The 24,368-nt window shown below is 64.0% G+C and carries 20 protein-coding genes; 15 read left to right on the forward strand and 5 right to left on the reverse strand.

The features are described 5' to 3' along the window. Positions 1 to 29 precede the first annotated feature (29 nt). The 7 genes from NR126_RS26310 to NR126_RS26340 all read left to right on the forward strand — a co-directional run bounded on the left by NR126_RS26310 (position 30) and on the right by NR126_RS26340 (position 9,136). Positions 30 to 1,241 carry a thiolase family protein gene (locus tag NR126_RS26310; protein ID WP_105755957.1) on the forward strand — a complete coding sequence of 404 codons (1,212 nt, stop codon included), beginning with the start codon at positions 30 to 32 and terminating at the stop codon, positions 1,239 to 1,241. Between the two features lie 4 nt (positions 1,242 to 1,245). Continuing rightward, complete coding sequence (locus NR126_RS26315) at positions 1,246 to 2,196, forward strand: OB-fold domain-containing protein (protein ID WP_256832320.1); 951 nt, start codon at positions 1,246 to 1,248, stop codon at positions 2,194 to 2,196. 364 nt (positions 2,197 to 2,560) lie between these two features. Further along, positions 2,561 to 3,547 carry a YCF48-related protein gene (locus tag NR126_RS26320; RefSeq protein WP_105755959.1) on the forward strand — a complete coding sequence of 329 codons (987 nt, stop codon included), beginning with the start codon at positions 2,561 to 2,563 and terminating at the stop codon, positions 3,545 to 3,547. 14 nt (positions 3,548 to 3,561) lie between these two features. Continuing rightward, positions 3,562 to 5,979 (forward strand): RND family transporter, encoded by a 2,418-nt coding sequence (locus tag NR126_RS26325; RefSeq protein ID WP_256832321.1) that lies wholly within the window; start codon positions 3,562 to 3,564, stop codon positions 5,977 to 5,979. A 187-nt stretch (positions 5,980 to 6,166) separates the two neighbouring features. Further along, complete coding sequence (locus NR126_RS26330; RefSeq protein WP_105755961.1) at positions 6,167 to 7,402, forward strand: helix-turn-helix transcriptional regulator; 1,236 nt, start codon at positions 6,167 to 6,169, stop codon at positions 7,400 to 7,402. Positions 7,403 to 7,522: 120 nt separating this feature from the next. Further along, entirely contained in the window at positions 7,523 to 8,290 is a 768-nt protein-coding gene (locus tag NR126_RS26335; RefSeq protein WP_256832322.1) for an SDR family oxidoreductase, read from the forward strand. 12 nt (positions 8,291 to 8,302) lie between these two features. Beyond that, positions 8,303 to 9,136 (forward strand): SDR family NAD(P)-dependent oxidoreductase, encoded by an 834-nt coding sequence (locus NR126_RS26340; protein ID WP_105755963.1) that lies wholly within the window; start codon positions 8,303 to 8,305, stop codon positions 9,134 to 9,136. A gap of 69 nt (positions 9,137 to 9,205) precedes the next feature. Here the strand turns inward: NR126_RS26340 and dmpG are convergent, their stop codons facing one another. The 4 genes from dmpG to NR126_RS26360 all read right to left on the reverse strand — a co-directional run bounded on the left by dmpG (position 9,206) and on the right by NR126_RS26360 (position 12,830). Continuing rightward, the gene (dmpG, locus tag NR126_RS26345) at positions 9,206 to 10,234 is read right to left on the reverse strand and encodes a 4-hydroxy-2-oxovalerate aldolase (protein WP_256832323.1); all 1,029 of its coding nucleotides are present in this window, start codon (positions 10,232 to 10,234) and stop codon (positions 9,206 to 9,208) included. A gap of 10 nt (positions 10,235 to 10,244) precedes the next feature. Beyond that, the gene (locus NR126_RS26350; protein ID WP_105755965.1) at positions 10,245 to 11,171 is read right to left on the reverse strand and encodes an acetaldehyde dehydrogenase (acetylating); all 927 of its coding nucleotides are present in this window, start codon (positions 11,169 to 11,171) and stop codon (positions 10,245 to 10,247) included. 24 nt (positions 11,172 to 11,195) lie between these two features. Further along, positions 11,196 to 11,987, reverse strand: a complete 792-nt coding sequence (locus NR126_RS26355; protein WP_256832324.1) for a fumarylacetoacetate hydrolase family protein — start codon at positions 11,985 to 11,987, stop codon at positions 11,196 to 11,198. A gap of 69 nt (positions 11,988 to 12,056) precedes the next feature. Beyond that, positions 12,057 to 12,830 carry a glucose 1-dehydrogenase gene (locus tag NR126_RS26360; protein WP_256832325.1) on the reverse strand — a complete coding sequence of 258 codons (774 nt, stop codon included), beginning with the start codon at positions 12,828 to 12,830 and terminating at the stop codon, positions 12,057 to 12,059. A 750-nt stretch (positions 12,831 to 13,580) separates the two neighbouring features. Here NR126_RS26360 and NR126_RS26365 point away from each other — a divergent pair. The 5 genes from NR126_RS26365 to NR126_RS26385 all read left to right on the forward strand — a co-directional run bounded on the left by NR126_RS26365 (position 13,581) and on the right by NR126_RS26385 (position 20,526). Next, positions 13,581 to 14,768, forward strand: coding sequence for an acyl-CoA dehydrogenase family protein (locus NR126_RS26365; protein ID WP_105755968.1), 1,188 nt, complete (start codon positions 13,581 to 13,583; stop codon positions 14,766 to 14,768). Between the two features lie 78 nt (positions 14,769 to 14,846). Beyond that, positions 14,847 to 15,869 carry a ferredoxin--NADP reductase gene (locus NR126_RS26370; protein ID WP_256832326.1) on the forward strand — a complete coding sequence of 341 codons (1,023 nt, stop codon included), beginning with the start codon at positions 14,847 to 14,849 and terminating at the stop codon, positions 15,867 to 15,869. Between the two features lie 13 nt (positions 15,870 to 15,882). Next, positions 15,883 to 17,484, forward strand: a complete 1,602-nt coding sequence (locus NR126_RS26375) for a FadD3 family acyl-CoA ligase (protein WP_256832327.1) — start codon at positions 15,883 to 15,885, stop codon at positions 17,482 to 17,484. A 97-nt stretch (positions 17,485 to 17,581) separates the two neighbouring features. Continuing rightward, complete coding sequence (locus NR126_RS26380) at positions 17,582 to 19,228, forward strand: DUF1302 domain-containing protein (RefSeq protein WP_256832328.1); 1,647 nt, start codon at positions 17,582 to 17,584, stop codon at positions 19,226 to 19,228. Between the two features lie 68 nt (positions 19,229 to 19,296). Then, positions 19,297 to 20,526 carry an NADH:flavin oxidoreductase gene (locus NR126_RS26385; RefSeq protein ID WP_256832329.1) on the forward strand — a complete coding sequence of 410 codons (1,230 nt, stop codon included), beginning with the start codon at positions 19,297 to 19,299 and terminating at the stop codon, positions 20,524 to 20,526. Positions 20,527 to 20,694: 168 nt separating this feature from the next. Here NR126_RS26385 and NR126_RS26390 read toward each other — a convergent pair whose 3' ends face one another. Further along, positions 20,695 to 21,531, reverse strand: coding sequence for an alpha/beta fold hydrolase (locus tag NR126_RS26390; protein ID WP_256832330.1), 837 nt, complete (start codon positions 21,529 to 21,531; stop codon positions 20,695 to 20,697). A gap of 255 nt (positions 21,532 to 21,786) precedes the next feature. Between NR126_RS26390 and NR126_RS26395 the strand changes: the two genes are divergently transcribed. Genes NR126_RS26395 through NR126_RS26405 form a run of 3 tightly spaced genes read left to right on the forward strand, consistent with a single transcriptional unit; the run spans position 21,787 to position 23,946 of the window. Further along, entirely contained in the window at positions 21,787 to 22,521 is a 735-nt protein-coding gene (locus NR126_RS26395) for an SDR family NAD(P)-dependent oxidoreductase (RefSeq protein ID WP_105755974.1), read from the forward strand. Between the two features lie 16 nt (positions 22,522 to 22,537). Further along, positions 22,538 to 23,311, forward strand: coding sequence for an SDR family NAD(P)-dependent oxidoreductase (locus NR126_RS26400; protein WP_105755975.1), 774 nt, complete (start codon positions 22,538 to 22,540; stop codon positions 23,309 to 23,311). Next, positions 23,311 to 23,946: a nuclear transport factor 2 family protein gene (locus NR126_RS26405; RefSeq protein WP_105755976.1), complete on the forward strand. Its 636-nt coding sequence runs from the start codon at positions 23,311 to 23,313 to the stop codon at positions 23,944 to 23,946. The genes NR126_RS26400 and NR126_RS26405 overlap by 1 nt, the downstream gene beginning before the upstream one ends. The last annotated feature ends 422 nt before the right edge of the window (positions 23,947 to 24,368 follow it).

The raw sequence follows: 24,368 nt of genomic DNA on the forward strand, positions 1-24,368 counted from the left end.
GCAGCCCGGCGCTGCGGCAGGGAGGCTCTATGGGACTCAAAGGACACGCGGCCATTGTCGGCAGCGCGCAATACAAACCGGAAAAATACGCCACCGCGCCGAAGATGTTCCATCTCGAGCAGGTCGCCGACCTCGCAGCCCAGGCCCTGCGTGATGCCGGGCTCAAGGCCTCGGACCTCGACGGGCTGGTGATCAACGGTCCGCACTTTCACGAAGCCTCGGTGTTCGTGCCGGCAATGGCCGCTGAGTACCTGGGTTTGCGGCTGAATTTTGCCGAAGTGGTGGACCTCGGTGGCTGCACTTCGGTGGGCATGGTCTGGCGCGCTGCTGCTGCGATCGAACTGGGTCTGTGCCAGGCGGTGCTCTGTGTGATCCCGGCGCGCATGGCGCCGTTCGGTCCTGACGAGGACCCGAGCTGGATGGCCCGCTCGATGCGTTTTGGCGGGCACAGCACGGCCTTCGGCGCGCCCGAAGCGGAGTTCGACCTGCCGTACGGACATATGGGCCAGAACACGGGCTACGCGATGATCGCCCAGCGCTATGCCGCGCAGTACGCTTATGACCAGCGGGCGATGGCGAAGATTGCCGTCGACCAGCGCACCAACGCGTTGGCCAACCCCCAGGCGATGTTCTACGGCCAGCCATTGACCATCGAGCAGGTGCTGGCGAGCAAGATGGTTGCCGACCCGCTGCACGTCCTCGAAATCGTCATGCCGGTGGCCGGTGGCGCCGCGCTGATTATCACCAGCAAGGAAGTGGCGGCGCGGGCACGCAAGCGTCCGGCCTTTATTACCGGGTTTGGCGAGCACCTGGCGTTCAAGTCGCCGTCCTATGCCGAGGACATGCTCAACACCCCAATCGGCCCGGCCTCGCGCCAGGCATTCAGCATGGCCGGGCTCAAGCCCAAGGACGTGGATGCCGCGCAGATCTACGACTGCTACACCATCACCACCTTGCTGACCCTGGAAGATGCCGGGTTCTGCGGCAAGGGTGAGGGCATGGCGTTCGTTCGCGAGCACGACCTGACATGGCGCGGCGATTTCCCGATGAACACCCACGGCGGGCAACTGAGTTTCGGTCAGTCGGCCTCGGCCGGTGGCATGAGTCAGGTGATCGAGGCGGTGACGCAGATCGCCGGTGCCGCCGGTGAACGCCAATTGGGTCGCTGCGACAGCGTCTACGTCTCCGGTACCGGCGGCGTGATGAGCGAGCAGGGCGCATTGATTCTTCAGGGAGCATAAGCACATGTCCAACAACAAACCGATGCCGGTCGCCACGCAGATTTCCGCTCCCTTCTGGGAAGGCCTGAAGGCGCGCCGCCTGTTGATCCAGCAATGCAATGCCTGCAGCCACTGGAACTTTTACCCGCGCCGGCATTGCCCCAAGTGCCTGGAACATGACCTGGCCTGGCGCGAAGTCGACGGCACTGCGACGCTTTACAGCTACACCGTGACGCGCATCGCCACCTTGCCTGACTTCATTGATGAGATGCCGCAGAAACTGGCGGTGGTCGAATTGGCCGAAGGGGTGCGGATCAATACCAACCTGGTCGGGCTTGAAGAGGATGAGCTCAAGATTGGCATGGCGCTGCAGCCGGTGTTTGCCGAGGTGGATGCCAAGGGCAATCGCCTGTTGCGTTTTACCGGGGTGGACAAGGATGCGGCCAGCCTTGAGGGCTTGTCGGGGCAGGACCGCGAGCCGACGCCGGTGGCGGCTGAGCAACCGGCGGCGCGGCAGATCGATTTGAATGACGGCCCGGCGTTGCAGGCGTTGGTCAGCGAGCAGTACAGCGACTGGAGCAATGTGGTGGTGGTCGATCAGGCGCTGATCGATGCGTTTGCCCAGTTGTCGGGCGATGACTACTGGATCCACACCGACCCGGAACGTGCACGCCTGCAAAGCCCGTTCGGCGGCACCATCGCCCACGGTGCCCTGGTGCAGGTGCTGCAATCGCGGATGAAGCTGGCGTTGGGTTTCGAAATCAGCGGCTTCACCACCCAGATCAATTATGGTTCCGATCGCCTGCGCTTCCCGGCGCCAGTCCCGGCCGGCTCACGCATCCACTCGCGGGCACGGGTGAAAAAAGTCGAACTGCTGCCGCGGGGTACTCAACTGACTCTGGAGTTGAATATCCATGTGGTGGGGCAGGACAGGCCGTCGGTGATTAATGATCTGGTGATTCTGTATATCGCTTGATCCCGCAGATTTCCCCGATTCTGTGACCACCCCGCCCCTCTGTAGGAGCGAGCTTGCTCCTACAGAGGATCCAGGTACACCCAGGATTTCCTGATCGCCCCCAAATCCCTGTGCGAGCCAGCCTGCTGGCGATGGCGGAGTGTCTGGCACAGCGGCTGTTGAATGTACCGGCTGCAGTTCCGAACTCCGTGCCCCCCCACACGCCATTTGCATAAGCCATTTGGACGATGTGCCCCCCCGGCCTTGCGCCGACTATCGGTGCACAGGCAACGCCGCAGTGCTTGCCCTGGCGCCTGACAAGAACAAGAGGATTTGGCCCTATGACTTGCCCCCCGCACGTGTGCCCCGAACAGGAGCGTTGCCCATGCGCTCGGTGATCGGTTACATCGTCTGCCTGATGGTCGCCGTGACCATTGGCTACACCTTTTCCCCGAAAACCCCACCCCAGGCCGAAGTGTTGGCCATGCGTCCGGACCGGGTGCAGATCAATGGTCTGCTCAATCTCGGCGCACGGGTGGTGGCGGTGGGTGAGCGCGGCAGCATTCTGCTCAGCGACGACCAGGGTGTCAGTTGGCAGCCGGCTACTGTCGCCACCCAGCGCAACGCCACCTTGACCGCCGTGGTCGCCCTCGACGCCAGGCGTTTGCTGGCGGTCGGGCACGACGGCTGGATCCTGCGCTCCGAAGACGCTGGCAGCAGCTGGCGCGAGATCCGTTACGACAGCGACCTCGGCGAGCCACTGCTGGGCATCTGGAGCGCCGGTGGCGACAACGTCATGGCCTTCGGCAGCTTCGGCAAATTCTACCAGTCGCTGGACGCCGGACAGAGCTGGACCGCGCGGCCCCTGGACATCGACAGCGCGCACCTGAACAGCATGGCCGGCGGCGACGATGGCCGGCGCATGCTGGTGGGCGAACAGGGCCTGGTCCTGCGCACCACCGATGCCGGCCAGCACTGGCAGACCCTGCCGGCGTTCTACAGCGGATCCCTGTTCGGCATCGTGCGCCTGAGCGACGCTGACTGGGTGACCTACGGCATGCGCGGGCATGTCTTCGTCAGTCACGACTTTGGCGACAGCTGGACCCAGATCAATGTCGGCAACCAACTGCCGCTTTACGGCCATGTGCTGCTGCCCGATCACTCAGGGCTGGTGATTGTCGGCGCCGGCAGCTCCGTGGTGCGGCTCAACGCCAAGGGTGCGCTGGTGGGTGTTGAGCGCCTGGCCGGGCTCGGCACCTTGACCTCGGTGACGGTGGTGGGCTCGCGCCTGCTGGTCGGCGGCGAGCGCGGCGTATTGCAGGGGACAGGTGGCAGCGTGGCTGCCCGAGTGGCCACGCAGGCTACCCAGTGAAGGAGAAACGGGTAATGAATCACGGAAAACACTGGGTGACGCGCAGCGTCGATACCTGCGCCGATTACCTGATGGCCTGGCGCAAGGGGCTGCTGTTGCTGTTCGTCCTGGTGACCCTGGGCCTGGGCTACAGCGCCACCCATACGCAACTGGACCCGGGCTTCAACAAGCAGATTCCGGTGCGCCATGACTACATGATCAATTTTCTCAAGTTCAGCCATTACTTCACCGGCGCCAACCGTTTCCTGGTCAGCGTGCGCTGGAAAGGCGAGGGCGATATCTATAACGCCGAATACCTGGAGACCCTGCGCAAAGTCACCGACGATGTGTTTTTCATCTCCGGTGTCAGCCGTCCCAGCGTGACCTCGCTGTTCACCGCCAACGTGCGTTACATCGAGATTACCGAGGAAGGTTTCTTCGGCGACGTGGTGGTGCCGCCGCGTTTCAGCGGCACCGCTGAAGACCTGGCGCAAGTGCGCAGCAACACCGCCGCTTCGGGCCAGGTCGGGCGGCTGGTGGCCAACGACCTGAAATCGGCGATGGTCCGCGCCGACCTGCAGGACACCGACCCCAAGACCGGCCAGTCGGTGTCCTATGTCGACATCGCCAAGCGCCTGGAAGAGATCCGGGGCAAGTACAACAGTGACGATATCGAGATCAACATCGTCGGCTTCGCCAAGCTGGTGGGCGATGTGGTTGAAGGGCTGAACACGGTGATCGGCTTCTTCGTGGTCGCCTTCGTCATCACCGGCCTGCTGCTGTGGCTGTACTCGCGCTCGCTGCGCCTGACCGTGGTCGCGCTGGTAGTCGCGCTGTTGCCGGTGGTCTGGTTGCTCGGGTTGCTGCCGCTGCTGGGACTGGGTATCGATCCGATGTCGATCCTGGTGCCGTTCCTGATTTTCTCCATCGGCGTGTCCCACGCGGTGCAGATGACCAACGCCTGGAAACAGGACGTGCTGGCCGGCAGCACATCGCTGCAGGCGGCACGTTCGGCGTTCTGCAAAATCTTCATTCCCGGTTCCCTGGCGTTGTTGATGAACGCCCTGGGCTTCGCGGTGATCATGCTGATCGACATTCCCATCGTCCACGAACTGGGGGTCACGGCGTGCATCGGCGTGATGCTGATGATCATCACCAACAAACTGATGTTGCCGATCATCATCTCCTATCTGCGCCTGGAGCCCGGCCTGTTGCGCCGTGCGCAGGCCAAGCCCCAGGGCCGGCATCGCCTGTGGTGGCGGCTGTCGGCACTGGCGGAACCGGGGCCGGCGCTGGGCGTGTTCGCCATCAGCGTGCTGCTGCTGGTGGCCGGGGCCTGGAAGGCACGGGATTTGGCAGTGGGCGATATCGGTGCCGGCGCGCCGGAACTGCGCGCCGATTCACGCTACAACCTGGACAACGCGAAGATCATCAGCAGCTACTCGATCGGCCTCGATGTGATGTCGGTGTTCGTCCAGGTCAAGGGCGTCGACGAAGGCTGCCTGTCGCCGGCGGTGATGCGCGCGGTGGAAGCCTTCGATTTCCGCATGCGCACCGTCGCGGGTGTGCAGTCGATCCAGAGTGTGGCGGACATGGGCAAGCGGGTGATTGCCGGCAATAACGAAGGCAACCCGCGCTGGGCGGCGATCCCCGGTTCGCCTCGTGGCCTGAGCCAGGGCGCCCGGGCTTATGTGCCGGATGATGGGCTGGTGACCGACGGTTGCCAGCAGATGCAGATCCTGGTGTTTCTCGCCGATCACGAGGGCAGCACCGTCAGCCATGTCATCGCCGAGGCCAAGCGGATCATTGCGCAAGTCAGCTCGCCCGAGGTCGATTTTCTCCTCGCCGGCGGCAACGTCGGGGTGATGGCTGCCTCCAACGAAGCGGTCAAGCGCGCCGAAGTGATTATGCTCGCTGCGCTATTCGGATCAGTGGCGCTGTTTTGCTGGCTGACCTTCTTGTCGATCCGTGCGGTGCTGTGCATTCTGGTGCCGCTGGCGATCGTCGCGATCCTCTGCAATGCCTTGATGACCCTGCTGGGGATCGGCCTCAAGGTCGCGACCTTGCCGGTGATGGCGCTGGGTGTGGGGGTGGGGGTCGACTACGGGATTTACCTGTATGAGCGCATCCAACACGAAATGCTGCGCGGCGCGAACCTGCGCGAGGCCTTCTACGAGGCCATGTGTCAGCGCGGTACCGCTGCAGTGTTTACCGCTGTGACCATGTCCATCGGCGTCTGCACCTGGGCCTTTGCACCGCTGAAATTCCAGGCTGACATGGGCGTGCTGCTGTCGTTCATGTTTCTGGTCAATGTGTTGGGGGCGATCTTCCTGCTGCCGGCACTGGCTGCCTGGTTCAACCGCGGGCGGCCGCTGGTAACCCAGCGCGAGCGTGCAGCGGCGCCGGTGCAGGGGGCTTTTCCGCTGAAAAACAGTCCGGCGGCGCGGGACTGACCGCCCGCAGAAATAAACCGCGCAGGCCTCTTGTGGACGGCGCGGCGGCTGGAGAAACTGGGGCCGGTCCCATAGAGGGCCACCCCGGCAAGATGCGATTTGAGCGGGGAGCCCCGAGCTCCCCCGGGTCGAAATTATAACAATAATAAGGGGAAGGCCATGTCCTTGCCCGTGCGAGGTAAAGGCTATGCATGATGTTCTGTTGACCCATGAAGCCCTGGCGAGTGTCGGCCTGGACCTCACGCGCTACAACGAGTTGGTGGGGGAGATCTATGACGGCGCGCTGGAACCCAAGCGCATGGCCCACGCCCTCAGGAGTTTTCTCAAACTCTTTGACGCCAATTTCGTCACCCTGATTCTGCGGGTGCCGGACCAGCCTGACACCGGCCTGATGATTATCGTCGGCGAGATCGAGGGGGCCGGTGAAATCAACTACATGACCTACCCGCAGACCAACTCGCCGTTCGGCAACCAGCCGCTGGACCAGGTGTTCACGGTGGACGACATCATGACCGCTACGCAGTGGGAGCAGCACGGCTACTTCAAGACCTTTTGCGGCCCCCATGACGTGTATCACCTGATGGGCGCCGATATTTCCACCCCGGACGGCGGCAAACTGCGCTTTCGCATGACCCGCCCCAAGCGTTCGCCGAACTTCAGCGGCCACGAGCGGGCACTCTGCGCCAGCTTCCTGCCGCACCTGCGCCGCGCCTCGCAACTGCATAACCTGCTGGATCGCAGCGAGTCGATCGGCGAGTTGTACTCCCAGGCCATCAGCCGCCTGTCGGTGGCGACCCTGGTGCTCGACGAGAGCGGCAGCGTGCTGCAGAGCAACCCGGTGGCCGAGGAAATTCTTGCCCGCTCTGACGGCCTGAAGCTGGTGGGCGGGCGCCTGGAGGCGACTTATCCGAGCGACAACCGCGAGCTGCAACGGCTGATCCGTGGCGCCTTTGACCCGGATGCGCCAAAAGGGGCCGAAGCCATGTCGGTGACCCGGCCGTCGGGACTGGTCAACCTGGGGGTGGTGGTCGAATCGATTCCCTGTCTCGATTGGGCGGAAGAGAAGGGCCAGCCGGCGGCGCTGGTGTACATCCGCGACGCGTCGAGCAAATCCCTGGCCAGCGAAGTGGTGACCAAGCAGTTGTTCAACCTGACCCGGGCCGAAACCGCCCTGGCCATGGAGTTGGCCAACGGTTTGTCGCTGGAGGAGGCCGCCGAAGTCCTGAATATCCGCCGCAACACCGCGCGGGCGCATTTGCGTTCGATCTTCTCCAAGACCGGCGTGCGCCGTCAGACCGAGCTGGTGCGGATCATGCTCAACAGCGTGGTCGCCCTGGGCAAACCCAAGCTGGCGCTAAAGGTGGTGGATAAAATCAAGGTGCCGCCGCCCAAGCTGGCCGTACCGGTCTATCGCCAGGCTTGATCCTGCCTCTCCAGCGCCGGGCGTTCCTGCCCGGCGCTGCGCTGTTTTCTAGTCTGCCCGGACGATGCCGCGGTGTGAGCGCCCTGTCGATACTGGGTGGACCCATCACGGAGAACCACCATGCCAACAACAGCTATTACCGGCAGCGCGTCGGGCATCGGCGCGGCCGTCGCTGCTGCCCTGCGTGCCGCCGGGCATCAGGTCATCGGTATCGATCGCGGTAACGCCGAAGTGCTTGCCGATCTGTCGACTGCGCAAGGTCGCGACGCGGCCATCCATCAGGTCCTTGAACTCAGCGGCGGGGTGCTCGACGGCCTGATCTGCTGCGCCGGGGTTGGCGTAACGGCGCCCAACTGCGGGCTGGTGTTGGCGGTCAATTATTTTGGCGTCAGTCAGTTACTCGAGGGTCTGCAGGGCGCCTTGGCGCGGGGTCAACAGGGGGCGGCATTGGTCATCGGTTCGGTGGCAGCGACCCATTGCGGGCCGGATGGCCAGCCGCTGATCGAAGCCATGCTGGCGGGCGATGAGCAGCAGGCACTGGCGTTGGCCAACAGCCTCGGCCAGCCCCATGTGGCCTATGCCGCGTCGAAAGCCGCGATCACTCAACAGGCCCGCCGCCTGGCAGTGGTGTGGGGTAAGCAGGGCCTGCGGCTTAACGTGGTGGCGCCGGGCGCGGTGGAAACGCCGCTGCACCAGGCATCGCTGGACGATGCCCGGTTTGGCCAGGCGACCCGGGATTTTGTCGCACCGCTGGGACGTGCCGGTCGACCCGAAGAGATCGCTGCCGTGGTAGCGTTCCTGCAATCGGCGCACGCGTCGTTTGTCCATGGCAGCGTGGTATTTGTCGATGGCGGCATGGACGCCATGGTCCGCGCCGCGCGCTTCTAATAAGGAATCTGCATGAACAAGGTGGCATTCATTACCGGCGCCAGCCGGGGTATCGGTCGCGAGGCGGCACTGGCATTCGCCCGCGCCGGTTTCGACGTGGCCATCAGCGCACGCACGCTGAATGAGGGCGAGCAACATGAGCATGCCCTGCGTGACGCCGCCGGTGCGCCGCTGGCCGGCAGTCTCAACGGCACCGCCGAGGCCTTGCGCGAGCTGGGCGGCCGGGTGCTGGTGGTGCCGATGGACCTGCTCGACAGCGCCTCGGCCCTGGCGGCCTGTGCAGCGGTGCTGGCCGAGTTTGGGCGCATCGATGTGTTGATCAACAACGCGATCTATCAGGGTAGCGACCTCAACGCCGGCTTCATGGAGTTGCAGCCACAGACCCTGGAGCGGATGTTCCAGGGCTACATCCTGACCCCGTTCTTACTGACCCGGGCCGTGACCGAACACATGGTGACGCGCGGCGGCGGGGTGGTGATCAACGTCACCTCCGGCGCTGGTGAGAGCGATCCACCGGTGGCGGCGGGCAAGGGCGGTTGGGGCTATGCCTATGGCGCGGGCAAGGCGGCGGTGTCGCGGCTGTCCGGAGTGCTGACCACCGAGCTGGGGGCGCAGGGTGTGTGTGCCTATACCCTGAATCCAGGCGTAGTCACCACCGAAGCGCTGAAGGCGACCATTGGTGATAAAGGCTTGATCGCTTTGCGCGCCGGCAGCGCTCCACCCGAAGTACCGGCGGCGGTGATGCTGTGGCTGGCGACCGCCGAACAGGCTCCTGAGTTTCAGCGGCGGACCATTGCGGCACAGCCGTTTGCGCTGGAGCAGGGGATTGTGGCTGACTGGCGATAATGGCCTATACGCCTTGTGGGAGCTAGCAGGCTAGCTCCCACAGTTGTTGTGTTGATCAAGAAGGTCTTTTTATGCCTGCCGACGCTGCCGGGCCAGGGTCATGGCGGTGTCTTCGATCATGTCTTCCTGGCCACCGACCATACCGCGGCGACCCATTTCCACGAGGATCTCCCGGGCCGACACGCCGTACTTTTTCTCGGCACGCTTGGCAAACAGCAGGAACGAGCCATAGACCCCGGCGTAACCCATGGTCAGTGCGTCGCGGTCGCTGCGGATCGGGAAGTCCATGATCGGCACCACCAGGTCCTCGGCCACGTCCTGGATGCCGAACACGCTGACGCCGGTCTCGATACCCATGCGGTCACACACCGCCACCAACACTTCCATCGGCGTATTGCCGGCACCGGCTCCAAGCCCTGCACATGCGGCGTCGATGCGGTTAGCCCCGGCGGCAATCGCGGCGATCGAGTTGGACACACCCATCGACAAATTGTGATGCCCATGAAAACCAATCTCGGTTTCCGGCTTGAGGGCGGTGCGCATCGCGGCGACGCGGGCGCTGACGTCATGGGGCAGCAAGTAGCCGGCGGAGTCGGTGAGGTAGATGCAGTTGGCGCCATAGCTTTCCATCAGCAGGCCCTGCTTGACCAGGCCTTCGGGGCTGTTCATGTGGGCCATCATCAGGAAGCCGACGGTGTCCATGCCGAGGTTGCGCGCATGGGAGATGTGCTGTTCGCTGACGTCGGCCTCGGTGCAATGGGTGGCCACACGGATGGTGTTGACTCCGATTTCATGGGCCATTTTCAGGTGGTCGACAGTGCCGATGCCGGGCAACAGCAGGGCCGAGACCTTGGCTTTTTTCATCAGCGGGATCACCGCCGACAGATATTCCTCATCGGTGTGCGCCGGGAAACCGTAGTTGACCGAGCTGCCGCCGAGGCCGTCACCGTGGGTCACTTCGATCAGCGGCACGCCGGCGGCATCGAGGCCACAGGCGATGTCCTTCATCTGTTGGAGGCTGATCTGGTGGCGCTTGGGGTGCATGCCGTCGCGCAGGCACATGTCGTGAACGGTGATGCTTTTGCCGCGAAGATCCATTGTCGGCTCCTTATGCGTGGGCGGGTTGGGCAGTGGCTTGCAGGACCAGCTCGCCCTTGAGGATTTCCTCGGCGAACATCTCGGCGGTGCGCGCAGCGGCGGCGGTCATGATGTCGAGGTTGCCAGCGTACTTGGGCAGGTAGTCGCCGAGGCCTTCGACCTCCATGAAGACCGACACCCGGTTGCCGTCGAACACCGGACCGTTGACCAGCTTGTAGCCGGGCACATAGCGCTGCACCTGGGCGATCATCGCTTCGATGGCGGCGGTAATTGCCGACTGGTCAGGCTCGCTTTCGGTCAGGCAATGCACGGTGTCGCGCATGATCAACGGCGGCTCGGCGGGGTTGATGATAATGATCGCCTTGCCTTTCTTTGCACCGCCGACTTTTTCCACGGCGCTGGAGGTGGTGCGGGTGAACTCGTCGATGTTCTTGCGGGTGCCCGGACCCACCGATTTGGAGGCGGCCGTGGCAATGATTTCCGCGTATTCCACCGGCTGCACGCTGGACACTGCGGCCACCAGCGGGATGGTCGCCTGGCCGCCGCAGGTGACCATGTTGACGTTCATTACCCCCAGGCCCAGTTGCGCCTTGAGGTTGACCGGCGGCACGCAATACGGGCCGATGGCCGCCGGCGTCAGGTCGATCATTAACACCCCGAGGGCATTGAGCTTGCGCGAGTTTTGCGCATGCACGTAGGCCGACGTGGCGTCGAAGGCGATCTGGATCTGGTCTTCGAGAACGTGGGGCAGCAGGCCGTCAACACCGTCGGCGGTGGTTTTCAGGCCCAGTTCGCGGGCGCGGGCCAGGCCTTCGGAGGTTGCGTCGATGCCGACCATCCACACCGGCTCCAGCACGTCGCTGCGCATCAGTTTGTACAGCAGGTCGGTGCCGATATTGCCCGGTCCGATCAGCGCGCATTTGATTTTTTTGCTCATGGTTTTTCGCTCAAGGGGGAGGGGTCAAGGAACAAAACGCAGGCTGGTTTCACCGAGGCCGCTCATGCTCAGGCTGATGCGATCACCCGCGACCACCGGCACCAGTGGCGCCAGGGCGCCGGAGAGAATGATTTCGCCACGGCGGAACGGAATGCCCAGTTCGCCCAGGGTATTGGCCAGCCAGGCCACCGCTGCGCAAGGGTGGCCCTGCACCGCCGAGCCGAGGCCTGCGCCTGCCGGCCCGCCGTTTTTCAGCAGTTGCATGTGCACGGCGGCCAGGTCCAGCGAGCGTGGATCGATGCGCTGGCTGCCGAGGGCGAACACCCCGCAGGAGGCGTTGTCGGCCACGGTGTCCTGGATGCGGATCTGCCAGTCGGTGATCCGCGAGTCGACGATTTCAAAGCACGGCGCCACCCATTGACTGGCGGCCAGCACGTCTTCGGCGCTGATCCCCGGGCCTTGCAAATCTTCGCCGAGAATAAACGCGATTTCGCCTTCGGCCCGCGGCTGGATCAGGTTGTAGCGGGCCAGGCTGACATCGCTGCGATCCTCGACCTGCATGGCGTTGGTGAGGAAGCCGAAGTCTGGTTGGTGGACATCGAGCATCTCCTGCACGGCGCGGCTGGTGACCCCGATTTTCTTGCCAATCACCCGCTCGCCGAGGGCTTCGCGGCGTTGCAGGAACTGGAGGGAAATCTGGTAGGCCTGCTCCAGGGTGATGTCCGGGTAGCGTTGGGTCAGGGGGGCCAGGGTCTGGCGGTTGCGCAGGGCGTTGAACAGTTCGGCGCCGAGCGCGTTGATCAGGTGGGCGTCCATGGCGAAGGCTCCAGGGGATTAAAAAAAAGCCCGCCCCAACAGCGTCAGGGGCGGGCCCAAAGGAGTGCGTTAGCCAGGCCAGACCGAGGAGTCGGCACCGCCATCGACATCGATGACCTTGCCGGTGACCCAGGCCGATGCCGGGCTGGCCAGGTAGAGTGCGGCGGCGGCGATGTCCTGCGGGCTGCCCAGGCATTTGAGCGGGGTGTTGTTTTCCATGACTTCGCGCATGGCGCTGGGCATTACGCCGTTGAGCGCTTCGGTCAAGGTCGGGCCGGGGGCCACGGCGTTGACCCGGATCTGTGGCGCGAAGTCCTGGGCCAGCAGGCGGGTCAGGTGGCTGAGGGCGGCCTTGGCGGTGCCGTAGGCGCTGAAATGGCGCTGGGCGTAACGCGCGGCCACCGAGCTGATGTTGATGATGTTGCCGCCGCCGGCCTCGCGCATCAGCGGTACGCACAATTGGCAGAAGGCGTAGCTGGTGGCGACGTTGAAGGTCAGCACCTGGGCGAATTGTTCGGGGGGCATGCTCAGCGGGTCGTTGGGGCCACCGCCGCCGACGTTGTTGACCAGGTGGGTGATGCGCCCGAGTTGTTCGACGCTCTGGCGCACCAGGGCCTGGCGTTGCCCGGCATCGTTGACGTCACAGGCAATGGCCAGCGCGCGTCGACCGAGTCCGCGAACCTCCTCGGCGACCGCCTCGACCTCGGCCAGCGACCGTGCCGAGCACACCACATCGGCACCGGCTTCGGCATACGCCAGGGCAATCGCCCGACCAATCCCCCGGCCACTGCCGGTGACGATGGCGACGCTGCCGGGCATCTGGAAACGCTGCAAAATACTCATGGGCCCTTGCTCCGTGGGGTCGGTGGTTGATGGGCTCAATATCGCTGTGGCGGGAGGGAAGGGCATCGTCTTAATGGACTAGCGTTGGTGCCTGGGATTGCAATCGCCGATCAACTGTAGGCGCTGGCTTGTCGGGACGCCGCATCGCAGCGAAAAACCTGAGGCCGCCGCGTACATCCAGGACAGCTTCGTCATCGTAAACGACCATCGCCAGCAGGCTGGCTCCCACAGGTTTTTGAGCTGCGCCGGCTTTCCTGCATAGGCCGGCCGGTAGGCCGCCTCGGTTGCTGGTGATCTTGATTCACCGGCCCCGTTACAGAAGGCTGAGTGGAGGCATTCATCCGGGGGGAGCGCGTAGCGCGCTGCGGCGTAGCCGCAGTCATCGAGAGGAGGTGCCAGCGAAGCCAACCGGAGGCGATGACCCACGGATGGATGCCGGAGCGAAGGTACGCCGAGCCTAAGCGAGGGGGCCGGATGTTGGGGCAAGCGTTTTTTGCTTCCTTTTTTCGGCGCTTGTAAAAAAGGGAGTCGCCGTAAGGGCGAAACCATAAGTAGCCGTTACCGCAGGAATGGATATGTACACAAATAGATCGCCATCGCTGGCAAGCCAGCTCCCACGGTAAGCGGGCGTTACCGCAGGAATGGATATGTACACCCCTAGTCCGCTTTGACGATGAACGAATCCCCCCCGCAACCCGATGATCCCCCTCAACTCGCGCAGTGGCGCAGTGAGATCGGGAGAATTGAGTGATGCACAGCATGCGAGAAAAGACCCAGGACGAGTGTGATCTGCTGGACCGTGCGCGGCGTCTGGTGCCGATGCTCAAGGCACGCACGGCGCAGGCCGACAAGGATTTGAAAGTGCCGGTGGAAAGCGTCCTCGAATTGCAGTCCGCCGGATTGTTGAGGGCTCTGCAGCCACGGGCGTTTGGCGGTTATGAAGTGGACCCGCGGACCTTCTTCGAGATCCAGACCATCCTCGCCGAGGGCTGCATGTCCACCGCCTGGATCTACGGTGTGATGGGCGTTCACCCCTGGCAACTGGCGCGTTACCCGATCGAAACCCAGCGCGAAGTCTGGGGCGATGACCACAGCGCGCTGATTTGCTCGACTTATATGCCAGCGGCTCAGGTCACAGTGGTCGAAGGTGGCTACCGGATCAGCGGACGCTGGGGTTTCTCCAGCGGCAGTGAACACTGCCAATGGGTGTTCCTCGGCGGCATCCTGCCACCCGACGGCGAACTGGCGGCCGAGCACGGTACCTTCCTGTTGCCGAGCAGTGACTACCGCATCGAGCGCAATTGGGACGTGATGGGCCTGCGCGGCACCGGCAGCCACGACATCGTGGTTGAGGACGTTTTTGTCCCGGCCCATCGCGTGCAACGCACCAACAACTGGACCCTCGAAGCGACCCCGGGGCGTCTGGTCAATACCAACCCGATCTACGCGATACCGTTCGCCCAGGTGTTCTCCCGCGCGGTATCAACCTCGGCGATTGGCGCCCTGCAAGGCGCGATCAACGAGTTCCGCGACAACGCCGCCAAGCACATCGGCAAGCATGGCGCGCGCACTGCCGATGATCCGGTGGCGCAAACCGCTGTGGCCGAGGCGATGATCACCGTCGACAGCCTGCGCCTGGTGCTCGAGCGTAACTACCAGCACCTGATGGACCTGGCCCGTGCCGGCGACTACCCGGACACTGAGACCCGCCTGCTGTACCGCTACCAGTCGGCCTACGTCACCAACATCTGCGCCGAGCGCGCCAATGACCTGCTGCGCAGCATGGCCGCCTCCGGGCTGTACAACACCAATCCGGTGGCGCGGCTGTTCCGTGACCTGCACCAGGCCCGTGGGCATATCGCCAACAACTACATGGCCTACGGACGCAGCTACGGCGCGGTGATGCTCGGCCTGCCCAACCCCGACCCCTATGTCTGAAGCCTGCACGGCGGTTTGACCCCATTGGGTTTACACCGGCTCGTGTCGTACGGGCCGGTGGTCATGAGTACCTGAGCTATGAACCATTATCTTCCCCTGCGCGTGGCGCAAGTGATCGAGGAAACCGCCGACGCCTGCTCGGTGGTATTCGACGTGCCCGAGCACCTGGGCGAACGTTTTCGTTATCAACCCGGACAGTTCCTGACCTTGCGCGTGCCCTACGAGGGCGGTTGGCTGCCCCGTTGTTATTCGTTGTCGAGCACGCCACTGCTGGATGAGCCATTGCGCATCACCATCAAACGGGTGCAGGACGGACGCGCCTCCAACTGGCTGTGCCGTGAACTGCAGGAAGGCCAGATTCTTGAGGTGCTGCCACCGGCCGGGGTTTTCGTGCCGCGCAATCTGGACGGCCACCTGCTGTTGTTCGGCGGCGGTAGCGGGGTGACGCCGGTGCTGTCGATCCTGCGTTCGGCGTTGCTCGCCGGCAGCGGTCGGGTGCTGTTGATCTACGCCAACCGCGATGAAGCCTCGGTGATTTTCAAGGAGGAATTGAAGTTCCTCGCCAGCGTCCATCCCCAGCGCCTGCAAGTGCTGCACTGGCTCGACTCGGTGCAAGGCATCCCCAGCGTCGGCCAACTGGCGGAACTGGCGCGGCCGTTTATCGATGCCGAGGCCTTTATCTGCGGTCCGGGGCCGTTCATGGACGCCAGCGTCAGCGCCCTGAAAAGCCTCGGCATGCCGGAGTACCGAGTGCATGTCGAACGCTTCGTTTCGCTGCCCGGCGAGGGTGAGCAACTGCCAGTGAGCAGCAGCGAGGCAGCGGTGGCCGCGCAGTTGGCGGTGCGCCTGGATGGCGAGGATTTCGAGTTGCCCTGCGACAGCGGCGAAACCGTGCTCGCCGCCATGGAGCGTGCCGGCCTCAAACCGCCCAGCGCCTGCCGCGTCGGTGGTTGTGCCTCGTGCATGTGCACCCTGGACAGCGGCGAAGTCGAGATGCTGCTCAACGACGCCCTGGACAGCGGCGAGCTGGCCGATGGCTGGATCCTCGCCTGTCAGGCCGTGCCCACCAGCGCGCAATTGCGTATCCGCTTTCCCGAATGAGCCCGAGCCCACGATGAATCAGAGCCTGAACCCCGCCGCACCCCCTGTCACCCTGGCCCAACTGGTGTTCGCCAGCGCCGAACGTTTTGCCGGGCGCACCGCCATCGAGGACAACGGCCAGTGCATCGACTTCGCCCAGTTGCCTGAGCGGGTCATGGCCTTTGCCCGAGGCTTGATGGCCCTGGGCATCCAGGCCGGGGACCGCGTCGGCATCTGGGCGCCGAACAGCGCCGAGTGGATTCTCGCCGCGCTGGGCATTCAATGCGTCGGCGCGGTGCTGGTGCCGATCAACACGCGGATGAAGGGCCTGGAGGCCGCCGATGTGCTGGAGCGCAGCGGCTGCCGGGTGCTGTTTGTCCAGCAGCGTTTCCTCAACGTCGACTACCCGACGCTGCTGGCAGCCCATCGTCCGGCCAGCCTTGAGCATCTGCTGATTTTCGAAGGCGATGCACCGGCGCTGGCCACGGACCTGAGCCTTGAACAGTTCCTGCTGGGCGCCGCAACCGTCGATGTCGAACGGGCTTTGCAGCGCGCCATGGCAATCAGTCCCGAGGCCATGTGCGACCTGCTGTTCACCTCCGGTACCACCGGCAAACCCAAGGGTGTGATGAGCGGCCATGGCCAGAACCTGCGGGCCTTCAGCGAATATGTGAAAGTCATCGGCCTGCTGCCGGGTGACCGCTACCTGATCGTCAATCCGTTTTTTCACGCCTTTGGCTACAAGGCCGGCTGGCTGACTTGCCTGATTGGCGGGGCGACTATCCTGCCCCATGCGGTGTTCGATGCCGAGCAGGTGTTCCAGCGCATCGCCCGTGAGCGCATCAGTGTGCTGCCCGGCGCGCCGACCCTGTACCTGTCGCTGCTGGCCCATCCGCAACTCAAGCAGACCGATCTGTCGAGCCTGCGCATTGCCGTCACCGGTTCGGCGAGCATTCCGCCGAGCCTAATCGAGCGCATGCGCAACGAGCTGGGTTTTGCCGTGGTCACCACCGCCTACGGCCTGACCGAGTGCGGCGGGCTGGCGACCATCTGCGATCCGCAGGACTCGGCGCAGGTCATCGCCGGCACCAGCGGCCGCCCGATCGCCGGTACCGAAGTGAGCATCCGCGACCCCGAAAACCAGGCGCTGGACGCCGGGCAGACCGGGGAAATCTGCCTGCGCGGCTTCCACATCATGCAGGGCTATTTCCAGAACCCCCAGGCCACCGCCGAAGCTATCGACAGCGACGGCTGGTTGCACACCGGCGATGTCGGGCGCCTTGATGCCGCCGGCAACCTGATCATCACCGATCGCCTCAAGGACATGTTTATCGTCGGCGGCTTTAACTGCTACCCGGCGGAGATCGAAGCGGCGCTGATCCGCCATCCGGCCATTGCCCAGGTCGCGGTGGTGGGCATTGCCGATGAGCGCATGGGCGAGGTTGGCTGCGCCTGTGTGGTGTTGCGCGACGGCGCGCTGCTGGACGAAGCGCAATTGATCGCCTGGAGCCGTGAGCAGATGGCCAATTACAAGGTGCCGCGCCAGGTGCGGTTCTTCAGCGCCTTGCCGCTGAACCCGTCAAGCAAGGTCGCGAAGAACGAATTGCGCGCGGCGCTGGCCGACGCGGTGGTCTGAGACGAGGAGGTTTCACCAAACGGACGATGTGCGTGCCGACGGTTTTTTTCAGGCTGTGGCGGCACCAGTAACCACAACAACAAAAAAGGAGAGGAGCATGTTTACGCGAAACACGGTTGCGCGACGTTCGGGGAGGCCGGCTTACGCTCGCACGCTTTTGGCCACCGCCATCACCCTCGGCAGCGCCGCGGCCAGCGCCGGGCCAAGCCTGCAGTTGGGCGAGGACACCACCCTGGATTCGACCCTGACGGTCAACTACACCGCCTCCATGCGCACCGCCAAGCAGGCCAGCCAGTACCTCAACGACCCGAACAACGACGACGGCACGCGCAACTTCAAGCGCGGTTCGTTGATCAACAATCGCCTGAGCCTGTTCGGCGAATTGCAGCTCAAGCACGACAATCTCGGTGCGGTGCTGCGCGGCAGTCATTTCTATGACGACGCCTATCACCAGCGCAACGCCAACGACTCGCCGGACACGGTGAACAAGCTCGGGCATAACGACGGTTTCAGCGACAAGACCCGCGAGCTCAGCGGTGGCCGCGCGCGTCTGCTGGATGCCTATGTCTACGGCAACTTCGATGTCGGTGAGACCCAGTACCTGTCGCTCAAGGCCGGCCGCCACCTGGTGGCCTGGGGCGAGAGCCTGTTCTGGTCGAACATCAGCCAGGGTCAGGCGCCGGTGGATGCGACCAAGTTCAACGTTCCGGGTACCGAGGCCAAGGACTCCTATCTGCCGGTGGGCCAGGTCTCGGGCTCCTGGTCGCTCAACGAAGACCTGGCGCTGGTGGGCTACTACCAGTACGAGTGGGAGAAAACCGATCTCAACCCGGTGGGGGATTATTTTGGCAGCGACACCTTTGGCCCGGGCGCCGAGTTCTTTCGCCTCGGCAGCGGCCAGGTCAGCAGCCTGCCCAACGGTGCGGCGGTGGCCTTTGCCGGTGACAAGGACGCCAGCGACAGCGGCCAATGGGGCCTCGGCGTACGCTATCGGATCACCGAAAACACCGAAGTCGGTGTGTTCCACTACCGCTACAACGAGCGTGTCGGCTCGATGTTTTTCGACTTCACCGGCACCACCCGTTATTCCTCGCTGAAAAACATCGGACACACCGGCGAAGCGATGACCTATCGCCTGGGTTACTTCGAAGACGTCAAGCTGACGGGTATCAGCTTCAGTTCCAAGGTCGGCGACTCGGTGCAGTACGCCGGCGACCTGAGCTACCGCGACGGCGCCGCGGTGTACCTGGCCAGCGGTGCGCCGACCACCGGGCAGATCTGGCAGGGCAACCTCAACACCTCCTACATCCTTGGCCCGAGCCTGCTGGCGCAGCAGACCACCTTCATGGCCGAAGTGGTGCACCAACGCATCGCCGGGGTCGACAAACTGACCATCAGCGGCGGCGGGCCTGGCGTCGACGGTACCTTCGACAATTTCGAGTCGGACACCCAGACCCGCGGCTCGACCCTGCTCGGCATCGGTGCCTACATGGACTATCCGTCGGTGGCCACCGGCCTCGACCTGAGCACCAAAGTGGTGTGGACCCAGAACGTCGACGGCAGTGCCTATCAGGGCCTGGGGCGCGACGAGAAACGCCTGACCCTGGGCGGCGATTTCAAGTACCTGGGCAATTTCCAGATCGGCATGACTTATGTCGCCTACCTGAGTTCGCCGGATGTCGCTCAGGGCCGCTTGCTGGCGGACCGCGACTACCTGTCGCTCAACGCCAAGTACAGCTTCTGATGATCCCGGCGGCGTCACCCTGTGGCGCCGCCGTCTGTTTTAGCCATAACAATAATGAGAGGCCTGTCATGAACTCACGTCCGACCCCGTCACCGTTCAGCCCTGTGCAGATCGGCCCGTTGACCCTGAAAAACCGCTTCATTAAGGCCGCCACCAACGAGGGCATGAGCGCCGGCGGCGTGCCTTCCAAACAACTGGTCAAGCTGCATTCGGCGCTGGTCGCCGGCGGCACGGCGCTGACCACCGTTGCCTACTGCGCGGTGAGCGACGACGGGCGCACCTTGCCCAACCAGTTGACCCTCAGCCAGTCCAGCCTGCCGCACTTTCGCGCGCTGACCGAGGGCGTGCACCAGGCCGGTGGCCTGGTCAGCGCGCAGATCACCCACGGCGGCTGCTTTACCTTTATCCGCGAGCGTTCGACCAAGCGTCCGTTGTCCGCCAGCGGTGGTTTCAACAAGATCGGCATGATGAGCGGCATGTTCCTCAAGCAAAAAATGAACGAGGCCGACATGCAGCAGGTGATCCGCGACTTCGCCCAGGGCGCACGCCTGGCGCGCCAGGCGGGTTTCGATGCGGTGGAAATCCACATGGGCCACGGCTACCTGCTCAGTCAGTTCATTTCGCCGATGTACAACAAGCGTCGCGACCAGTACGGCGGAAGCCTGGAAAATCGCCTGCGCTTTCCGCGCCGGGTGCTGCGCGCGGTGCTCGATGCGGTGGGCCACGAGATGGCGGTGATCTGCAAATACAGCGTCACCGAAGGCGCCCGTTCCGGCAACACGGCCGAGGACGGTGCGCAGATCGCCCGCATGCTGGAAGAGGAGGGCGCGCACCTGCTGGTGCTCAGCGCCGGGATGAATGCCGAATCGATTACCACCATGTTCGGCTCCTCGTTCCCCAAGGAAAACCGCGTACAGCAGAAGAACAAGATCATCGCCCTGGCCATGGCGATTCAGCGTCGCACCGAACCGGAAGTGGAGTTCCGCGAGCTGTATTTGCTCGAGCATGCGCGCAAGGTGCGGGCGGCGGTGAAGATGCCGCTGGCGTATTTGGGTGGGGCCAAGAGCCTGGCGAGCATCGAGCGGATCATGGCCGAGGGCTTCGACCTGGTCGCCATGGGCCGGGTGCTGCTGGCGGAAAATGACTATGTCGACAAACTCGCCAGCGGCGCCAGTCGCGACTCGATCTGCACCGCCTGCAACCGCTGCGTGGCGATGATGTACACCCCGGGCGGGACTTCTTGCGTGCTGAACAAACCGGGGGATGCGGAGCTGAATCGGCAGCCGGCGGGGAGTTGAAAGCGGTCTGATCTGCGGACCTCATCGCGGGCGATCTCGTGATCGGCCGCAGATCCTGTGGGAGCGAGCCTGCTCGCGAAGGCGGTGGATCAGTCACCAGAGATGGCGCATGTGATGGCCCATTCGCGAGCAGGCTCGCTCCCACAAGGGAGGCATGGTGTTTGCTGATCACCCGTTCTGCAGAAAATCAATGCAGCTGCGGTTGAACAATTCCCGATGCTCTACCTGGACCCAATGCCCGCAGCGGTTGAGGACGATGAAGCGCGCATTCGCGGCGCCGTCGATGATGCGCTGGGCGCCGCTGATGGGGTTGAACTGATCGTTGTTGCCCCAGAAACCGAGGATCGGGCACTGGATCTCGCCCAGGCGGGTTTCCATATTCGGCACCAGCATGGTGCTAAACAGATTCTTCGGCTGGGTCACCGCCACCGCCACCCGTTCCTGCAGCAGGCTGTCCGGCAGGATCGAGTCATCGAACAGTTGCAGGCGCATCATGCTGCGCATCTCGTCCATGCCGATGGGGCCGGCACTGAACAAACTGACCATGCGCACGATGCCGGCCATCTGGAAGTAGGTTTCCCGCTCTTCGACCCCACCTGGTGCCAGCAGGATCAGGCTCTGCGCCAATTGTGGCTGACGCAGCGCCAGGCCCAGGGCGATGGCGCCACCCAGCGAATTGCCCAGCAGGGTGCAGCGGCGCACGCCGATAGCCTCAAGGAACGCCGACACACAGTCGACGAAAAAGTCCAGGTGATACTGCGCGTCCTCGGGCTTGTCCGAGCGACCGAAACCCGGCAGGTCGAGGACGATGTTGCGATAACCGGCCGCGACGAATTGCGGGAAGTTGCCCTTGAAGTTGCTGAAGCCACTGGCACCCGGGCCGCTGCCGTGCAGCCACAGGACCACCGGGCCGGTGCCTTCGTCCAGGTAGTGCAGGCGCAAGCCGCTGTTGGGCAGCGTCGCGTAATGGCCGATGGGCAAGGGCAGGTCTAAGGGTTGATTCATGGGGGTGCTCCAGGTTCTGCGAATGGGAAGAGCACAGTCGCCTCGGGCGCGCTGTTGAAGGGGAACGTTGCGCCCGAGGCGATGTGCTCTGTGCATGCTGGCCCCGGGTGGTGTTGCCGGCATCGTCCGTTCAGACCACGCGGCGCTAGTCCCATCGGACGATGCCGGTCCCGACCTTCGCCGCTAATCATGCAGGGGACGGCGCCACTGCACGGGCAGCGGGTCGCAGCGTATTTGCACATCTGGAGATTGCTGATGAAGTTACTCAATAAAGTGGCGTTCGTGACCGGCGCCGGGCAGGGCATGGGCCAGGCCATCGTCCGTGGATTTGTCGCCGAGGGCGCCAAGGTGGTAGCGGTCGACCTGAACCAGGCGGCCCTGGCCGAGAGCCTCGCCGACCTTGGCGATCAGGTGTTGGCATTGGCCTGCAACGTCGCTGACAGCGCCTCCGTGGCCGATGCCATGGGCCAGACTGAAGCGCATTTCGGTGGACTCGATCTGCTGGTCAATAACGCCGGTGTCGGCGCTCTCGACAGCTTCCTCGAAACCCCCGACGACAGTTGGGCGCGGGTGATCGGGGTGAACCTCGGCGGGACCTTCCTGTGCTGCCGTGAAGGGGCGAAGCTGATGATCAAGGGCGGTCGCAAGGGGGCGATCATCAACCTGTCGAGCACCGCCGCGCTGACCGGCGACGGCCCCAGCCACTACTGCGCCTCGAAGGCCGCGGTGATGGGTCTGACTCGTTCCATCGCCCGCGAATTGGCCGCCAGCGGCATTCGCGTCAACACCCTGGTGCCGGGCCCGACCAACACGCCGATGATGGCCGGCATTCCTGATGAGTACATGCAGACGCTGCTGAAAAACGTGCCGCTGGGGCGCATGTGCGAGACCGACGAGATCGCCAGAGTCGCAGTATTTCTCGCCAGCGAAGACGCCAGTTTCATGACCGGGCAGAACGTTGCGGTCAACGGCGGCATGGCCTTTATCTGATCTGGGAGTAACGACTATGAGCAACCGTCTGCAAGGAAAAATTGCCTTCGTCACCGGCGCCGGTTCCGGCATCGGCGAAGCCACCGCGCTGCGCTTCGCCGAGGAAGGCGCCACGGTGGTGCTGTGCGGCCGCCGGATCGAGCCGCTGCAAGGCGTGCAGGAGAAAATCCAGGCGCTGGGCGGCCAGGCCGAGATCGCCGTGGCCGACGTCAGTGACGAGCAGGCCTACGTCGCGGCACTGCAAGCCACGGCACAACGGCACGGCCGTCTGGACATTCTGGTCAATAACGCGATGGCCTACACCTGGGGCGGCATCGACAGCATGAGCACCGCCGACTGGCACGCCAACTTCGCCACCACCGTCGACGGCACCTTCTTCGGCACCCGTACCGCGATGCAGTTGATGAAGGCCCAGGGCGGTGGTTCGATCGTCAACATCGCCTCGATCTGCGGCCTGTTCGGCACCGCGTGGATGGCCGGCTACTCGGCGGCCAAGGCGGCAGTGATCAACTTCAGCCGGGCGGCGGCCAGCGAAGGCGCGCCGGACAATATCCGCTGCAACGTGATCATCCCGGGGGTGGTCGATACGCCGGCCACCGCCGGCATGCTCGGTGATGCCAAGGCGCGCGGCAATACCGAGAAAGTCATCCCGATGAAGCGGGTCGGCTTGCCGGTGGAGTTGGCCAACGCGATTCTGTTCCTCGCCAGCGACGAGGCTTCGTACGTCACCGGCGCCAGTCTGGCGGTGGATGGCGGGCGCGGTTCGGACCTGTACACGGTGTTCGACTGATGAGCCAGGACAACGACAGCATGCTGGCGCGTATCGACCGCCTGGAATCGCTGGATGCGATCCGCCAACTGGCCGGCAAGTACGCGCTGGCCCTGGACATGCGCGACATGGACGCCATGGCCAACTGCTTCGCCCCGGACGTGCGGGTCGGTCGCGACAAAAGCGGTCGCGCGCACCTCAAGGCGTGGCTGGATGAAACCATGCGCAAGCAGTTCCACGGCACCTCCCATCATTTGGGCCAGCACATCATCGAATTCAGCGATGCCGACCACGCCACCGGCGTGGTCTATTCGAAGAACGAGCATGAGACCGGGCCTGAGTGGGTGATCATGCAGATGCTCTACTGGGACGACTACGAGCGGATCGACGGGCGCTGGTGCTTCCGCCGCCGCTTGCCGTGCTACTGGTACGCCACCGACCTCAACAAACCGCCAATCGGCGGCCTGAAAATGCGCTGGCCCGGGCGCGAACCCTACGCCGGCAGCTTCCACGAGCTGTTTCCGTCCTGGGACGCGTTTTGGGCCCAACGCCCGGACAAGGACGCCCTGCCACAAATCGCCGAACCGGCACCGCTGGAGGGTTTCCTGACCACCCTGCGGCGCGGGGCAGGTGATCCGAAAATTCGCGTTCGCTGATCCTTGTAACGGTAGGAGCGAGCCTGCTCGCGAAGGCGGTGTGTCAGTCGCTGGTGATGGTGAATGTGCTGGCCTCTTCCCGAGCGGGCTCGGTCCCACAGTGGATCTATGTGGATGCAGATTCTGTGTTCGGCAGCGATCAAAACTGTAGGAGCGAGCCTGCTCGCGAATGCGGTGTGTCAGTCACCGATGATGGTGAATGTGCTGGCCCCATCGCGAGCAGGCTCGCTCCTACAGGGGATTCGCGGCGGACGTGGAATTTGCGCTCAACCGCAATCCAAACTGTAGGAGCGAGCCTGCTCGCGATGCGGTGTGTCAGTCACCGATGATGGTGAATGTGCTGGCCCCATCGCGAGCAGGCTCGCTCCTACAGGGGATTCGCGGCGGACGTGGAATTTGCGCTCAACCGCAATCCAAACTGT

The organism is Pseudomonas sp. Pse1, from assembly GCF_024519635.1.
In the GTDB taxonomy this organism is placed as follows: Bacteria; Pseudomonadota; Gammaproteobacteria; order Pseudomonadales; family Pseudomonadaceae; genus Aquipseudomonas.

Coding starts and splice junctions, on each gene's coding strand:
- NR126_RS26325 (WP_256832321.1), top strand. CDS start 3,562: ATGAATCACGGAAAACACTGGGTGACGCGCAGCGTCGATACCTGCGCC.
- NR126_RS26360 (WP_256832325.1), bottom strand. CDS start 12,830: ATGAGTATTTTGCAGCGTTTCCAGATGCCCGGCAGCGTCGCCATCGTC.
- NR126_RS26370 (WP_256832326.1), top strand. CDS start 14,847: ATGAACCATTATCTTCCCCTGCGCGTGGCGCAAGTGATCGAGGAAACC.
- NR126_RS26335 (WP_256832322.1), top strand. CDS start 7,523: ATGCCAACAACAGCTATTACCGGCAGCGCGTCGGGCATCGGCGCGGCC.
- NR126_RS26320 (WP_105755959.1), top strand. CDS start 2,561: ATGCGCTCGGTGATCGGTTACATCGTCTGCCTGATGGTCGCCGTGACC.
- NR126_RS26340 (WP_105755963.1), top strand. CDS start 8,303: ATGAACAAGGTGGCATTCATTACCGGCGCCAGCCGGGGTATCGGTCGC.
- NR126_RS26365 (WP_105755968.1), top strand. CDS start 13,581: ATGCACAGCATGCGAGAAAAGACCCAGGACGAGTGTGATCTGCTGGAC.
- NR126_RS26405 (WP_105755976.1), top strand. CDS start 23,311: ATGAGCCAGGACAACGACAGCATGCTGGCGCGTATCGACCGCCTGGAA.
- NR126_RS26350 (WP_105755965.1), bottom strand. CDS start 11,171: ATGAGCAAAAAAATCAAATGCGCGCTGATCGGACCGGGCAATATCGGC.
- NR126_RS26375 (WP_256832327.1), top strand. CDS start 15,883: ATGAATCAGAGCCTGAACCCCGCCGCACCCCCTGTCACCCTGGCCCAA.
- NR126_RS26385 (WP_256832329.1), top strand. CDS start 19,297: ATGAACTCACGTCCGACCCCGTCACCGTTCAGCCCTGTGCAGATCGGC.
- NR126_RS26395 (WP_105755974.1), top strand. CDS start 21,787: ATGAAGTTACTCAATAAAGTGGCGTTCGTGACCGGCGCCGGGCAGGGC.
- NR126_RS26310 (WP_105755957.1), top strand. CDS start 30: ATGGGACTCAAAGGACACGCGGCCATTGTCGGCAGCGCGCAATACAAA.
- NR126_RS26380 (WP_256832328.1), top strand. CDS start 17,582: ATGTTTACGCGAAACACGGTTGCGCGACGTTCGGGGAGGCCGGCTTAC.
- NR126_RS26355 (WP_256832324.1), bottom strand. CDS start 11,987: ATGGACGCCCACCTGATCAACGCGCTCGGCGCCGAACTGTTCAACGCC.
- NR126_RS26315 (WP_256832320.1), top strand. CDS start 1,246: ATGTCCAACAACAAACCGATGCCGGTCGCCACGCAGATTTCCGCTCCC.
- dmpG (WP_256832323.1), bottom strand. CDS start 10,234: ATGGATCTTCGCGGCAAAAGCATCACCGTTCACGACATGTGCCTGCGC.
- NR126_RS26400 (WP_105755975.1), top strand. CDS start 22,538: ATGAGCAACCGTCTGCAAGGAAAAATTGCCTTCGTCACCGGCGCCGGT.
- NR126_RS26330 (WP_105755961.1), top strand. CDS start 6,167: ATGCATGATGTTCTGTTGACCCATGAAGCCCTGGCGAGTGTCGGCCTG.
- NR126_RS26390 (WP_256832330.1), bottom strand. CDS start 21,531: ATGAATCAACCCTTAGACCTGCCCTTGCCCATCGGCCATTACGCGACG.